Here is a 14,733-nt window from a genome sequence, read left to right as displayed (position 1 = left end):
CTGTACAACTGTGTACTTTCAGACCGATAGTCTCGTCTTTGTAAATGCTTACCTTGTTCCCTCCTCTTGTTCCTTTAATTGCTTTTGATTGCCTATAAGTGATGATCTATTTTGATATTGAGCTGATATTGAGCAAAACCTTTGGACTTATAAGACTATAAGAAACCATTAAGACAAAGGGTAAAATCTAAAGTTGTAAACGACACAAGCCATACATAAGTATGGCTTGCTGTTATCGATATTCAACTATGTAGCGTACGTACTTATTTGAGCTGAGTAACGGTTTTCCATGCGCCACTGTTCACTTGTGATAGGTAAACATCATTAATCGCAACATGGCTCTCAGGTGTGATGGCGACCGTAGATCCTGTCACGCCATCAACAAAACTAACCGTCTCTAGACCGGCATTGAATGTATCGGCATTCAAGTCAGGACCTGCAGCTTTTAGTCCGTCAACGGTGATTCTTGCAGCAACATGACCAATAATCGCGCCTGCTGATACGTCTTCACCAGTGGCTTTTTTGAACTTATCAACGAACGCTTTGGTTTCAGGCTCATTGGCTCTTAATGCCAAGTCATTATAGTAAGAGACCGCATACAGCCCTTCACTTGCACCGCCTGGCGCTGCAGCAACTGCCGGATGGAATCCTGTTGCAGGTGCGATAAACTTCACATCGCTCCAGCCCATGGCGTTTGCCGTACCGACAGCCGTGATAGCGCCTCGGATAGTGAGAGATAACGCAATCAAATCACAATTGGATTCTTTTAGTTTGGCAATCGCCCCTGAGAAGTCTGTCTCATCTGGGCGATGTGAGCTAGAAGCAACCAAAGTAACATTAGGATTATTATCACTGATGTCCTTTGCCGCTGCATTGGTCTCCTCTCCATAATCTGATGGAATATACATGACACATAGGTTTTTCACATCGTTTTCAGCGATCAGATACTCCATCCCAAGTTTCATTGAATCGTAATAAGTACTGCCGATCGTATAACGACGATTTAGCGCGCCCTCTTCTTGCATAGGGGTTGCAAACGTGATCGGCATAACGCTAGGGACATTGGCACGATCCATGATAGGGAAGCTGGCTAAGTTATGCGGTGTACCTAACGACATCAACATCGCAAAGACTTTATCGCGGCTCACTAATTTGTTGGCGGCCTGTACTGCTTTTGGCACTTGATAAGAATGGTCTTCGACAATGTAGCGAATCTTTCGACCATTGACACCGCCTGCAGCATTTACTTCGTCAAAATACATATTGGCCGCAGTGACCGCAGGATTACCAAAACCTGCAAACGGACCTGATAAATCATTTGCACCGCCCAAGACAATTTCGGTATCGGTGACGCCTTGTACTGGTATATCACTCGTAGAAGCTGTCGCTTCAGCATCAGTGCCAGTTGCTGACGTGGTTTCTGGATTATTACACCCAACCAAACCTATCGTCCCAACTGTCAATGCCAGTAGCGTCGTTTTGAATGTCCATCTCATTGCCTATCTCCTTGCGACTGAGTCGCTGTCAGTTTGATGTTACGGTAAATTTGATAGCACTGATCTATACCAACTGTCCGTGTGTAATCAGTACATAGACTCGATTAACGCATGATGTTTTTTCTCAACCAGATTCCTTTTTAATTTCATAGTTGCTGTCAGCTCATCATCTTCAGGACTGAGTAACACGTCTATTAGTCGGAACCTTTTTATGGTTTCGACCTGTGCTAGGGTCGCATTGGCAGACTGGACCACATCATCTATCAAGGCGATCACTTCAGGCGCGTGACACAATGAGCGAAAGTCGGAGAACATCACTTGATTGTCTTGGGCATATTTTTCTACGTTTTCCTGATCTATCATGATAAGACAAGTGAGGTACTTACGCTTATCGCCAATGACGACCGCGTCTGAGATATAAGGTGAAAATTTGAGCTTACTTTCTATGGCAGCTGGGGTAACGTTCTTACCACCTGCTGTGATGATGATGTCTTTGATACGGCCTGTGATAAATATATAACCATCTCTTATCTCGCCCACATCACCTGTATGTAGCCAGCCGTCACGTAGGTCATCAGCGGTTTTGTCGGGCTTGTTCCAGTACCCTGCAAACACATTGCCGCCTTTTAGTAATATCTCGCCATTATCAGCGATGCGAACTTGAGAATGCGGTAAGGGTTTACCGACGCTACCGACCATTTGGGCGTCTTGGGTATTCATGGATATCACGCCTGTACTTTCAGTCATGCCGTAGCCTTCATAGATAGGCACACCTATCGCATGAAACCAACGAATAATATCCAATGATATTGGGGCAGCACCAGTAGTAGCACGGCGAACATTGGTCATTCCGATAAGATCGCGAATCTTACGCAATACCAGCTTGTCCCAAAACTCGTAACGAAGCCGTTGACCAGCCGTAGGCGTCTTCCCTGCCATAATCGTGTCAGCATGGTCATGACCCGCTTTTATGGCTTGATCAAATGCCCAGCCATTAAACGCACTGGCATCGCTACGCATATTACTGATAGAGGCATACATTTTTTCCCATAGCCTTGGAACAGCCGTAAAGGTATTGGGCGATACTTCTTTCATGTTTTCAAATACGGTCTCGGTACTCTCCGCAAAGTTGACGATACAGCCTCTATGAATGGGGACATCTACCGACACCACACGCTCTAGTACATGGCATAAAGGCAGGAAACATAACTGCTCATCAGTAGGTAAAACCTCGATGACTTCGGTGGTTGTCTTTAGACCAAACATGACATTGGCATGCGTTAAAATAGCGCCTTTTGGGTCGCCAGTCGTGCCTGACGTGTAGATCAGTGTGCGTATGTCATTCGCGGTGCTTTGATCAATATAACTGCCAAAACGCTCTAGCGCATTGTCAACACTTTGACCAAGCGCGTACAGCTCATCCAAAAAGATAACCTGCTCATCTTCTAGGCTACGTAGACCTTTACGCTCAAAGACGATGACTTTTTTGAGCATCGGTGTCTGCTCACGTATCTCTAAAAACTTATGGAGCTGCTCATCGTTTTCAACGATCAAAAATTTAGACTGACTGTCATTGAGTATATAGGCGAGCTGATCTGGACTGTCTGTGGTATAGACGCCATTGGGTATACCGCCTACAGCGCAGATACCCATATCGCAATAGAGCCATTCTTTATTGTCTTCACTCAAGATAGAAACCGTGTCCCCTTTGGTCAGACCCAGCTCAATAAGTGCCATGCCGATATCACAGCCGCGATGATAATAATCAAGCCAGCTATAACTTTGCCAAATACCAAAAGCTTTTTCACGATGGGCGATTTTTTCTCCTCGGCTCAGGCACATCTGTCGCCAGAGCTTACTTAAGGTATCGCAGCCTTCTAGGACCTGCAGCTCATGGTCATAAGGCGCATTACGTATCTTGCGGCTGTTATTGTGGTCGTTACTATGGCTGTTATTGCGAGTAGAAGACTCCATATGAGCCGATGCTTGTGCCACAGAGACGCTCTCAGTGACTGCCATATCAGCAGTAGCGGGATGGGTCACATCAGTCGAATTATCAGTAGAATTAGTCATGAGTATTATCGCCAAGTCTTTTTGCGTTTCCACCGAGTGGCTTCCGCTGTATTGTCTTTGGTTTGTCCAAGGTAGAACTCTTTAATATCATCAGAGTGCATCAGCTTGTCTGCTGAGCCTGCCATGACGATACGTCCCGTTTCTAACACATAACCATAATCCGCTGCAGCGAGCGCGACTCTTGCGTTTTGCTCAACCAGTAAGATTGTCACGCCCTGCTCTTTGTTCAATCTGCGAATGATGGCAAATATCTCTTGTACCAGAAGTGGTGACAGACCAAGCGACGGCTCGTCAAGTAGCATCAATGAAGGGCGTGACATCAGTCCGCGACCGATCGCCAGCATCTGCTGCTGACCTCCAGACATCGTACCAGCAGCCTGAGTGCGGCGGTCTTTGAGTATTGGAAAATACTCGTATATCATCTCAACATCACGCTCTATCTCAGACTTATCACGGCGAGTATAAGCGCCCATTGCGAGGTTTTCGGCAACATTCAAAAACGGGAAAACTTCTCGGCCTTCTGGGACATGTGATAGACCTTTCTTTACTAACCGATCAGGTTCAGTGCCATCGATACGCTCACCGTGGAACCATACCGCGCCTTTACGTGGATTAATGACCCCAGAGATAGTTTTCATGAGCGTGGTTTTACCCGCACCATTAGCGCCTAAAATCGTGACCACTTTGCCTTCTGGCACCTCAAGGCTTACGCCCCTTAATGCCATGACAGGGCCATAGGCAGATTCTAGGTTACGTACCTCTAACATGTTGTTCTTTACTTCAGAATCCACTAAATTCATCTCAGTTGCTGGCGCTGCAGATGACAGTGATTTTTTAATTGGTTTCATCACACGCTCTCCTGCCCAAGATAGGCCTCGATGACTTGTGGATTGGCTTGAACTTCAGCTGCCGTGCCCTGAGCCAAAAACTTACCTTCAGCTACAGCCAAGACACGATCTGATACGCGGTTGACTAGGCTCATGTCATGCTCGACCATCAATATCGTCAAACCCAAGTCTTTTTGCATATCTTCAATCCACCATGCCATCTCGGACGTCTCCTCTACACTAAGACCTGATGCGGGCTCATCGAGCAAAATAAGCTTGGGGTTGGCCGCAAGCGCGCGCGCGATTTCGACGACTTTTCTAATACCATAAGGTAAGCCTGCAATCAGTTGATCTCGATAAGGCGCTAGCTCCAAGAAGTCTATGATCTTCTCAACGTGCATACGATGCTCGCGCTCACTGCGGCGCACCTTTGGTGAAAACAGCAAGTCCTGTATCCATGAGGTGCTACGCTGAGAGTGACGACCGATGAGTAGATTCTGTAGCACACTAGAGTGATCAAACAGCTCGATATTCTGAAACGTGCGCGCAATACCTAGTTTGGCAATGTCATGAGCTGGCAGATCGGTGATGTCCGTACCATCAAAAGTAATACGACCACTGAGCGGCTCATACAAGCGACTGATTAAGTTAAAAATAGTCGACTTACCCGCACCGTTGGGTCCTACGATCGTAAACACTTCACCTTCGTTCACCTCAAAACTAATGTTATCAACGGCTTTCACACCACCAAACGCGATAGATAACGACTCTACTTGTAATAGGCTCATCGCATACGCTCCGTTTTTAGATAGGTTTTGGAACGGCGGAATAGACCTTTTCGATACAGCGGAAACATATTGAACCAAGTGCGTATCTTAATCCACATACCGTATATACCGCGCGGCTCATAAATGATCATAATGACGATAACCAAAGCAAATAATGCGGTATCAATACCAGGAATATTGGTGATACTAGCGCCTGTACTTTGACCGATGACGTCACCTAAAATTGCAATAACTTGCGGTAATAAGACGACAACCACTGCACCAAAAAATGCACCGTGTATAGACCCTAAACCACCGATGACAATCTGCAGCAATATGGTGATAGAGATAACAACAGTAAAACTCTCATAGTTAACCGCTTGCACGAAATGCCCGTACATCGCGCCGCCGACCGCTGTAATCGCACAAGATAAGCTGAAAGCTAACGTTTTGGCTTGTGGCACATTGACACCAAGCGCACGGGCAGAGACCTCACTGTCTCTAATAGCCAAAAACGAGCGTCCAGTATTACTTCTAAGTAGATTGATATAACCAAAGGTAATCAGTACCACTAGTGCCAAGCATAAGTAATAAAAGGCTTTTGGCGTGATGTAGCGATCGATTGTGTAGCCAAAAATATTGATAGGAGAAGCGAAGGTACCAGAGATACCGCCAGTGATGGGCTCAGCAACGATAGCAATATCTTCGATGATAATACTAAGCGCCAAGGTGGCAATGGCTAAGTAAATACCACTGGTTCTCAAGATCGGCCGAGCAATCATTGCGCCAATAACACCTGTGATAACTGCACAGGCGATCAAAGCTGGGAAAAAGTTCCAGCCTCGACTCATCAGTGCCAGATGGCTAAAGGCGCCTATCGCCATAAAGGCGGCATGACCCAGGCTGACTTGACCGGTATGACCCGTCAAAAGCATGAGACCGAGTCCTGATATGGACCAAATTAATATGGCACTAAGCTCACTAATATAATAGTTGCTGAGCAACCAAGGTGCCATTAGGAGTAGTAAGAGAAGCACGCCGTATTTTATAAGCTGGCGTTTATCATCGAAGACATTGATGTCTTGATCGTAGCTGTGTTTAAACTGGGCTTTCATTGACAGTACTCTTCCTTGAAATTGTTTAGAGAAAGCTTTGTCATCCTTGAATCAAAGCGTCTATGAATCAAAGCTTCTATACTTTTTTCTGTTTGACCTGCGAAAAGATACCACCTGGACGTACGATCAGCACAATCAACATCACCACATAAGGCGCAATCTGACTGAGACCTAACGGCAGATAACGACTGGCGAATGGTTCTATTACGCCAACTAACAGCCCGCCGACAAGAGCACCTGGGAGAGAGCCTAGACCGCCGATTACCGCAGCAGCAAATGCTTTGATGCCGAATAACAGCCCGATGGAGGGTTCGATCGCGCCTTTGGCTGCAAACAATATGCCCGCAAGCGCAGCGACAACACCGGACAGCGCCCACACAATACCGTTGACTCGTTTGACGGGGATGCCCATATAGTAAGCTGCCATTTGGTTTTGGCTACTCGCTTGCATCGCGATACCGAGCCGCGTATGGGCAAAGAAGAAGTACAGAATAGAAGTGAGTGCGATGGTAGATACGATAATTATCAGATCAACATAAGCAATACTCAGTGACCCTAACGCTAGCATCTGACCTGAGAACGGTGTCTGTAATGAGACTGGGCTATGTCCCCAGATGACACCCGCGACAAAGCGTATCAAAAAGCCTAGCGAGATGGTAAGAATAACCATGGCGAATTGCGGTTGACCAAAGATTCCGCGCAATACGAATCGATCAAGCAGATAACCAAACACCCCCATAATAATGGAGGCAAGCGTGATACCCAATAGAAAAGGAAGGTTTGCTTCATCAGCATTGATGAAAGCGATGCCTAAAAAAGCGCCGAGCATGAGCATATCGCCCTGAGCAAAGTTTACGGCCTCAGAGGCTTTGTAAATCAGTACAAAACCCAGCGCTAACAGCCCATATATACAGCCATTAGCAATCCCGCTAATGAGCAGTTGTAGGATATCCATAAAGTCCCTTTTGTCTTAACATTATCATCCATGACAATGTTTAAATAAGCCGGTCAATCGGCTGGGTTTTAACTCAACTACTTTTGGAGAACATCATGCCCTTCCAATAAAAATGCCTACATTCTCAACAAATAATAAACGTAATAGCAGTACTAACGAACAATATTTGTGCTTTTACATTATACCAACTACTGTTTGTTGTCTATAAAAAAATAAGGTCATTCAATGATTTATAGCAAATAGGCTGAAGTGATATGCATCAATCACTTAAAACACTTCTATTATTGCCATGATATAATTTGGATACTTTATATCGTTTATCTAAATCTATTTTATAAGTCATCATCATGAGTCAAATGCAAAAACAAGCCAGGTCAGCCAAGTCACATAACCAGTCAATAGACAATCCGTCAGTATCTAAAAAGTCTAATGACAAACATTACGACGTCATCATCGTTGGTGCTGGCGCTTCAGGATTGTATTGTGCACTGACAGCTGGTCGCCGTGGTCGCCGCGTGTTAGTCATAGATCACGCCAACAAAGCGGGCAAAAAAATCTTGATGTCAGGTGGTGGTCGCTGCAACTTTACCAACTATTTCGTTGAGCCTGAGCACTTCATCGGTACCAACCCGCATTTTTGTAAATCAGCGCTGAGTCGTTATCCAAGTTGGGAGTTTATCGGTATGGTAGAGGCGCATCAGATTCCTTATCATGAGCGTGAGCATGGTCAGCTGTTCTGTGATGACTCTGCCCAAGATATTCTGACCATGCTCTTGGACGAATGCACGGCGGTCGGCGTCCAAGTCAAGCTCAATACTCAGATTGACCACGTGCAAAAGACCGACCATGATAAAGGTAAACGTTTTACACTGACCACTAGCAAAAAGCTAGGCAAAAAAGACACACCAACTGAGGGTCAGCCTGTGCAGACGCGCTATAGCTGTGAGTCCCTAGTCGTGGCAACTGGTGGTCTATCTATCCCAACGATGGGCGCAACTGGCCTTGGTTATGAGTTGGCGCAGCAGTTCGGTCATACACTGATAGCCACCGATGCTAGCCTTGTACCGTTTACCTTTACGGACAAGACTGGCGAGCTGATCCGTGCATTGGCAGGTATCAGCCTACCTGTCATTGCTAGTAATGAGCGTATCTCCTTTAAATTGCCTGTACTGTTCACCCATCGCGGACTCTCTGGCCCGGCGATGCTACAGCTGTCGAACTATTGGCAGACTGGAGAGACCATCAGTATCAACCTATTACCTGATGTGAATGTTACTGATATTTTGCTTGCCCGCAAGCAGTCGCATCCACGCCAGCTGATCCGTACTGTGCTGGCAGAGACCACAAACAACGCCCTACCCAAAAAACTACTGGCAGCACTGCAAACTCATCTGTGGGATGACATCAAAGACACGGAGCTTGCTAATATCAAAGATGAGCGGCTTGATGATCTTGGCGCTACTCTTAATGGTTGGCAACTCAAACCCTCTGGTACCGAGGGCTATCGTACCGCTGAGGTCACACGTGGCGGAGTAAAAACGGATGAAGTCTCTTCGAAGACTATGCAAAGCAACTTGCAAGAGGGCTTGTACTTCATCGGTGAAGTGCTCGATGTGACAGGCTGGCTTGGTGGCTATAACTTCCAATGGGCATGGGCCAGTGGGTTTGTCAGTGGCGAAGTCGTTTAGCGCTACTTAGCATCAGCATTATTAAGTTAAACACAACATAAGTTCATTTTATTGCATCATTCATATATAATATTTACTTACCATTATTTATGTTAATGGAATTGCGAGGTAATCAATGCGCCCAATTAAGCAGATTCATGGTGATAAAGCACCACATTGGGTCGGTGATGGATTTTTTGTAAAGACATTAATCAATCATCTTGATGACCATCCAGACTTTAACTACAGTCACACCGATCCGTTTTTATTGTTTGACTATGGTGAGCCCACGACCTTTTCACCTAATCCTGACTACCAGACACAGCCTCATGGTGTCGGTCAACACCCCCATAAGGGTTTTGAAACCGTTACTATCGCTTACTCAGGTGAGATCAGTCATGCTGACTCGACAGGAGGGCGCGGCGATATTTTAGAAGGTGGGGTACAGTGGATGACTGCTGGTCGCGGTATCTTGCATGAAGAGTTTCATTCTGAAGCCTTTGGGCAGCGCGGTGGTGTGTTTAGTATGGTGCAGCTATGGGTAAACTTACCAAGTGCCAATAAGTTGACCGATCCCAAGTATCAGTCTATCAAGCGTGTTGATATGCCTATCATCGAGCTGATGGACGATAGTGGCGCTGGCTCTCAAGATACTGTTGCTAAAGGTGCTGACAAGCAAACTGCCATAGGACAAGTCGCTATTATCGCAGGTGACTGGCATGGTGTCACTGGTGCGGCAACGACCTTTACCCCTATTAATCTATGGGATATCGAGCTGCACACAATGGGCACAACGACCCTACAAATACCAAGTACACACAACACGTTGCTGCTCGTACAAGAAGGTACTCTGTTGGTTAACGGCGTATCCGTCAGTGCAGGTAGACTGATTCAGTTTGCAGCGCCAACCTCTGTATATAATCAGCCTATGCCACTATCTGACGATGCTACCGATACCATTGAGTTGACCTGCCTTGCAACTACCGATGAGAACGCCCCTATCAAGTTACTCCTGCTGAGTGGACAACCAATCGGTGAGCCAGTTGCAGGTTATGGCCCCTTTGTCATGAATACACAAGAAGAGCTAAGGCAGACCTTTCGCGACTATCAAACTGGTAATTTTGGTAAATAAACAAAATTGACGCACAAAAAAAGCCCTCTGACTAACGGTAGTCAGAGGGCTTTTTGATACGCAATCCAGCTACTGAGTCAAAAATATTGACCCAATGGCTATTACGCTTGATCTAAAGATGGATAGTCGGTGTAACCTTCTGCACCGCCGCCATAGAAAGACTCTGGATGCTGCTCGTTGAGCGCAGCGCCTTTTTGGATACGTTCAGGCAGATCAGGGTTTGCAATATAGTCACGGCCGAAAGCAACCGCGTCAATATAACCTGCTTTTACGTTTCTCTCTGCTTTTTCGGCTGTATAGCCGCCCGCAGCAATAATCATATTGTCAAAAGCATCACGGACGCGCTGACGGAATCCGTCATTATAAGGCGTACCACCTGCCCAGTCAGGCTCTGATAGATGTAAATACATCAGACCACGCTTGTTGATTTGCTCAACCATCCAGACGTTTTCGTCTTCATCGTAGCCCGCTTCTACATTGTTAAACGTACCTAGTGGCGAGATACGAATACCCACATGGTCAGCATCCCAAGCATCTACGCATGCGTCGACGACATCTAGCGTCAGACGCGCACGGTTTTCGCGGCTACCGCCATATTCGTCATCACGCTGGTTGGTTTGCTCAACCCAGAACTGATGTAGCAAATAACCATGGGCACCATGAACCTCTACGCCATCAAAGCCAGCTTCTTGAGCGTTTTTGGTTGCTTGAGCAAAATCAGCAATGACTTGTTTGATTTCGTCTAGCGTGGCTGGACGCGGCGGCGTTGCATCGACGCGAATGGCTTGGTTATCGCTATCACGTAGCGAGGTGCGCACACCAACATCAACATTAGAGGCAGAGATTGGCGCTTTGCCATCTGGCTGTACGCTCTCATGAGAGACCAGACCTGTATGCCATAGCTGCACGACGATCTTGCCGCCTTTTGCATGGACATTATCTACGATGGCTTTCCATGCCGTGATCTGGTCTTTGGTGTGGACGCCTGGTGCGCCTGCATAGCCTTTTGCTTGGAATGAGACTTGCGTCGCCTCAGTGATGACCAGACCAGAGCTTGCACGCTGAGAATAATACTCGCCAGCAAGCGCTGTCGGTACGTCGCTTGGCTCAACTGAACGCAAACGCGTAAGCGGTGCCATAATGATGCGGTTCTTTAGGGTCTGAGTGCCCATTTCGACGGTTTCAAATAAGTTATCGTGTGCCATAAAAAGCCTTGTTCGTTGTATTAAACCTAAATCATAGGTTTTGTATTTGTTGGTATATAGCGCTCGGTTTTATTGATTTGATTTGCCAAGCGCTTTATTCGTTAGCCGAGTTCTTTATAGGGGGCAGCTGCAATTATTCCAAGCAATATTTACAAACAGATACACCAATATTCACTTATTTGAATCTTTGTAAGCCATTGCTACTAAGACTGTTTACCAAGTCTTAAGCTTTATTTGTCTGAGTGGTATTCTTTGACTGCAGCATACTCTTAACAGATAGCTCTAATGACAGATAGGTACCGATCAAGATTACGATTGAGCCAATAATAGCTTGTATATTTAGCGCTTCACCAAGCAATACATATCCCAAAATAATCGCGAAAATAGGAATAACCAATGTGATGCTCGTGGCACGCGTTGGACCAATATTTTTGATTAACTGGTTCATGAATATCAGAGCAATGGCGGTCGAAAATACGCCGATACATATCACAGATACCCATGCTTTTAGACTGATTGCCTGACCATAAGGGAACTCATTAAAGGCAACAGGCAGCATAATGATGCTACCAATAATCAGTGAGCCTGCCGTGATCGCAACAGGGGAGACATTGAACAGATAGTTTTTGGTGATGTTAGCGCCGACAGCATAGCCGACACAGGCCAGTAACGCGTAGCCCATCGGTAGTAGTCCTTCGACCAAGCCTTTGCCCTGCTCCCCGCCGCCAAACAGGCTTTCGCTCATCAATATAATGACCCCCACCACGCCAATGACCAGACCGAGTGCTTGTTTTTTTGATAGCCTATCTTTAAAGAATACGCGAGCGATAAAACCACTCATCATCGGTACAGAGGCATTCAATACTGCCAATACACCAGCGTTCACTGACTGAGCAGAGAAAGAAAACAGTACAAAAGGAAGCGCTGCCGAAAATATGCCGACGAGCGATAGCATTTTCCAATGCTCTTTGATACCTACTCTGTTTTTTTTCTTTAGTAGTACAAAGACAAGCATGACCAGTCCGGCAAATATCACACGCAGGCTGGCAAAAGCCAATGAGCCAAACTCAGGCACGCCAACCCGATAAAACACAAAGGAGAGCGACCACATAAAAGAGAGCGTCACGAAGATGATGAGGTCACGGTTGGTCATTGGGTAATCCTATTAAGTGCTTAGACTGCATTTGCCAACTCGTGTCGGTCATAACTGTCTGCTATGTGGTGAAAATTATCGTGCTAATAAAGCACTATGATGGTAGAACTTTAGTCGTTTGATATGTCATTTTTTATAAATTTTATAGCGCCATTCTAATTGGTTGACCCATTTCATTTAAAGCCATATCCATATATTCGTCTTTTTTTATCTTAAATAGCCGGGTAAAACACATTATTTAGTGATAGACCAGTAGTTGCTGCTGACCTATAACTTATGTACTTTAGCCTATTTCAGCACCTCACTATTCATATACTGGCAAACTCCGAAGTCACTCTTGAGACATTACTCTCATCAGTACCTATAAGAGTAGAACCTATCTGGATATCGAAGCTTTTTAACAATAAGACTGCGCGATAGATAATCTTAATAATATCAAAGTATAACCAATACTATCTAATCAGTAGGAGTTTTCCTTAAAAATATAATAGTTGATATTTGTTTACTAATTTTTTACTATCTAAAAGGTATTGGCTCGTATCTAGCGATACAAAAATAGATGACAAATATGATTAGTAGGATTTATAAATTATTGAGGAATGATTATGAAACGGATAGCGTTATGCATCGGTATGATGTCAGTTGCAACGGCAGGGTTTTGCGGGGTTGGTCAGTTCTCAGATGAGACCACTTGCTACGTTTATAAACAAGACAAATTACAAAAAAAGCTAAACTGTCAGTATGAGGGCGCTGAGGGTGCAGCGATGAGTTATAGTTTTAGGCAGGTCGCTTATAATCTGCCGGGATTTGGCAAAATGGCAACCTCTACCAGTGCAAACTATAATGACCGTAATGAGGTGACTGGATGGACGACGACCGTCAATGACGAGCCCGCGATCATCAGATATCGTCTGCCAACCAATCAGCGTATCGTCAGTGATGCCTATGCGCAGTCTGGCAAAACGGTGATGCAGTGTTATCTCAGTACCAAATCGCAGTGGGAGATTTGTGCTAAATAGGGTGAGATATTAATGAGACTTAATACATCATAAAGCTGAGCCTATTGCTCGGCTTTTTCACTACTAACAGCGAGACTTAATATTTTTTATGTCACAGCATTACTCATATATTCCACCTGAACACTCTACGATACTAAAATCTGAACTACCTTTCCTACCACTCTCCCATTGAACCTAAATTTCTTATCAGTAAGAATATCAGTATCTATTTATAACCCTCACCCTATAAAAGCGATTAAAAAAAGGATCCATCATGAAACTGCGCATCTTAAAGTCTGCGGTGACCAATCCTTGGTTCAATCTTGCCACCGAGGATTGGATATTTAACACACTCAATGCCGACTCGCACACGCTATTTTTGTGGCGCAACTCTGAAACCGTAGTCATTGGTCGCTCGCAAAACCCATGGGTCGAGTGCAAGATGGATAAGATGGCGGCAGATGATGTGTTTTTGGCGCGGCGTCAGAGTGGTGGCGGTGCAGTTTTCCATGACTTGGGCAACACCAATTTTACTTTTTTGTCCCCCAAGCACGCGTATGACCAAACGGCTAACTTTACCATTATCATCAATGCGCTAAAAAAGCTGGGCATAGACGCCACGCTATCTGGTCGTAATGACATGCAAGTGGGCGATAGAAAAATATCAGGCAGCGCCTTTAAACATGCCGCCGATCGCAGCTTTCATCATGGGACACTACTGGTCAATGCCAATATGCAAAAGCTTGGCGACTATCTCAATCCGCATCCCTTAAAGCTCAAAGCAAAAGGCATCAAATCGGTACGTGCGCGCGTAGCAAACTTGGTAGAGCTCAATGACGCTATCAATCATGAAATCTTGTCTAATGCGATTATCGAGGCGTTTTGTGAGTATTACGAAGATACTGCGCCAGTTGAGCAGTTGGATGAAGCCAGCCTTGCCAAACAGCCAACGCTAAACGCTTACTACCAGCAAATGGCAGATTGGGATTGGCGCTTTGGCAAGACGCCTGAGTTTAGCCATCATATCGAGACGCGCTTTGATTGGGGTATCATGGATGTACATATGGATGTGAGGCAAGCGGTGATTGCAGAAGTTGTTATCTTTTCTGATGCGTTAAATGTTGAGCTTATTGACTTGCTCAAGGAGACATTGACTGGTGTGAAATATAATAAGAGCGAGATTAAAGATACGCTTGCTGAACTGGCAAACTCGCAACCTGAGTTGGCGGCTCAGGTGGGTGATTTTGAGAAATGGCTGGTTGCGGAGATGAATGCTTAAACTTTTAGTCTGCTGATATCTTGTGCTGATATTTACATTTCAGCTTTGGCATTTTAGAGGTGGCTA

At 45.4% G+C, this 14,733-nt stretch carries 12 protein-coding genes; 4 read left to right on the top strand and 8 right to left on the bottom strand.

The genetic code is table 11. The annotated features are described in order from the left end of the window. Positions 1-263: 263 nt before the first annotated feature. The 6 genes from ACTXGL_RS04710 to ACTXGL_RS04685 all read right to left on the bottom strand — a co-directional run bounded on the left by ACTXGL_RS04710 (position 264) and on the right by ACTXGL_RS04685 (position 7,233). Complete coding sequence (locus ACTXGL_RS04710) at positions 264-1,496, bottom strand: ABC transporter substrate-binding protein (RefSeq protein WP_443525228.1); 1,233 nt, start codon at positions 1,494-1,496, stop codon at positions 264-266. Positions 1,497-1,583: 87 nt separating this feature from the next. Continuing rightward, positions 1,584-3,569: an AMP-dependent synthetase/ligase gene (locus tag ACTXGL_RS04705; RefSeq protein WP_443525227.1), complete on the bottom strand. Its 1,986-nt coding sequence runs from the start codon at positions 3,567-3,569 to the stop codon at positions 1,584-1,586. A gap of 5 nt (positions 3,570-3,574) precedes the next feature. Next, a complete protein-coding gene (locus ACTXGL_RS04700; protein ID WP_443525225.1) occupies positions 3,575-4,417 on the bottom strand; it encodes an ABC transporter ATP-binding protein in 843 nt (280 codons plus the stop codon). Further along, positions 4,417-5,184 carry an ABC transporter ATP-binding protein gene (locus ACTXGL_RS04695; RefSeq protein ID WP_443525223.1) on the bottom strand — a complete coding sequence of 256 codons (768 nt, stop codon included), beginning with the start codon at positions 5,182-5,184 and terminating at the stop codon, positions 4,417-4,419. Before ACTXGL_RS04695 ends, ACTXGL_RS04700 begins: the two co-directional genes overlap by 1 nt. After that, on the bottom strand, positions 5,181-6,278 hold the full coding sequence (locus tag ACTXGL_RS04690; protein ID WP_443525222.1) for a branched-chain amino acid ABC transporter permease: 1,098 nt from the start codon (positions 6,276-6,278) through the stop codon (positions 5,181-5,183). The genes ACTXGL_RS04695 and ACTXGL_RS04690 overlap by 4 nt, the downstream gene beginning before the upstream one ends. A 76-nt stretch (positions 6,279-6,354) precedes the next feature. Next, positions 6,355-7,233 carry a branched-chain amino acid ABC transporter permease gene (locus ACTXGL_RS04685; RefSeq protein WP_319051226.1) on the bottom strand — a complete coding sequence of 293 codons (879 nt, stop codon included), beginning with the start codon at positions 7,231-7,233 and terminating at the stop codon, positions 6,355-6,357. 347 nt (positions 7,234-7,580) lie between these two features. Between ACTXGL_RS04685 and ACTXGL_RS04680 the strand changes: the two genes are divergently transcribed. Both ACTXGL_RS04680 and ACTXGL_RS04675 read left to right on the top strand, forming a co-directional pair. Next, on the top strand, positions 7,581-8,921 hold the full coding sequence (locus ACTXGL_RS04680) for a BaiN/RdsA family NAD(P)/FAD-dependent oxidoreductase (RefSeq protein ID WP_443525220.1): 1,341 nt from the start codon (positions 7,581-7,583) through the stop codon (positions 8,919-8,921). A gap of 115 nt (positions 8,922-9,036) precedes the next feature. After that, the gene (locus ACTXGL_RS04675) at positions 9,037-10,032 is read left to right on the top strand and encodes a pirin family protein (RefSeq protein WP_443525219.1); all 996 of its coding nucleotides are present in this window, start codon (positions 9,037-9,039) and stop codon (positions 10,030-10,032) included. 101 nt (positions 10,033-10,133) lie between these two features. Here ACTXGL_RS04675 and ACTXGL_RS04670 read toward each other — a convergent pair whose 3' ends face one another. Next, complete coding sequence (locus tag ACTXGL_RS04670) at positions 10,134-11,237, bottom strand: alkene reductase (RefSeq protein WP_443525218.1); 1,104 nt, start codon at positions 11,235-11,237, stop codon at positions 10,134-10,136. Positions 11,238-11,460: 223 nt separating this feature from the next. Continuing rightward, positions 11,461-12,390, bottom strand: coding sequence for a DMT family transporter (locus ACTXGL_RS04665; RefSeq protein WP_443525216.1), 930 nt, complete (start codon positions 12,388-12,390; stop codon positions 11,461-11,463). 605 nt (positions 12,391-12,995) lie between these two features. Between ACTXGL_RS04665 and ACTXGL_RS04660 the strand changes: the two genes are divergently transcribed. Continuing rightward, entirely contained in the window at positions 12,996-13,409 is a 414-nt protein-coding gene (locus ACTXGL_RS04660; protein WP_443525215.1) for a hypothetical protein, read from the top strand. 253 nt (positions 13,410-13,662) lie between these two features. Then, positions 13,663-14,667 (top strand): lipoate--protein ligase, encoded by a 1,005-nt coding sequence (locus ACTXGL_RS04655; RefSeq protein WP_443525214.1) that lies wholly within the window; start codon positions 13,663-13,665, stop codon positions 14,665-14,667. The last annotated feature ends 66 nt before the right edge of the window (positions 14,668-14,733 follow it).

It is taken from the genome of Psychrobacter sp. T6-6 (genome assembly GCF_052258185.1).
GTDB lineage: Bacteria > Pseudomonadota > Gammaproteobacteria > Pseudomonadales > Moraxellaceae > Psychrobacter.
This window is presented reverse-complemented; position numbering and strand designations above follow the sequence as displayed.

Coding starts and splice junctions, on each gene's coding strand:
- ACTXGL_RS04710 (WP_443525228.1), bottom strand. CDS start 1,496: ATGAGATGGACATTCAAAACGACGCTACTGGCATTGACAGTTGGGACG.
- ACTXGL_RS04705 (WP_443525227.1), bottom strand. CDS start 3,569: ATGACTAATTCTACTGATAATTCGACTGATGTGACCCATCCCGCTACT.
- ACTXGL_RS04700 (WP_443525225.1), bottom strand. CDS start 4,417: ATGAAACCAATTAAAAAATCACTGTCATCTGCAGCGCCAGCAACTGAG.
- ACTXGL_RS04695 (WP_443525223.1), bottom strand. CDS start 5,184: ATGAGCCTATTACAAGTAGAGTCGTTATCTATCGCGTTTGGTGGTGTG.
- ACTXGL_RS04690 (WP_443525222.1), bottom strand. CDS start 6,278: ATGAAAGCCCAGTTTAAACACAGCTACGATCAAGACATCAATGTCTTC.
- ACTXGL_RS04685 (WP_319051226.1), bottom strand. CDS start 7,233: ATGGATATCCTACAACTGCTCATTAGCGGGATTGCTAATGGCTGTATA.
- ACTXGL_RS04680 (WP_443525220.1), top strand. CDS start 7,581: ATGAGTCAAATGCAAAAACAAGCCAGGTCAGCCAAGTCACATAACCAG.
- ACTXGL_RS04675 (WP_443525219.1), top strand. CDS start 9,037: ATGCGCCCAATTAAGCAGATTCATGGTGATAAAGCACCACATTGGGTC.
- ACTXGL_RS04670 (WP_443525218.1), bottom strand. CDS start 11,237: ATGGCACACGATAACTTATTTGAAACCGTCGAAATGGGCACTCAGACC.
- ACTXGL_RS04665 (WP_443525216.1), bottom strand. CDS start 12,390: ATGACCAACCGTGACCTCATCATCTTCGTGACGCTCTCTTTTATGTGG.
- ACTXGL_RS04660 (WP_443525215.1), top strand. CDS start 12,996: ATGAAACGGATAGCGTTATGCATCGGTATGATGTCAGTTGCAACGGCA.
- ACTXGL_RS04655 (WP_443525214.1), top strand. CDS start 13,663: ATGAAACTGCGCATCTTAAAGTCTGCGGTGACCAATCCTTGGTTCAAT.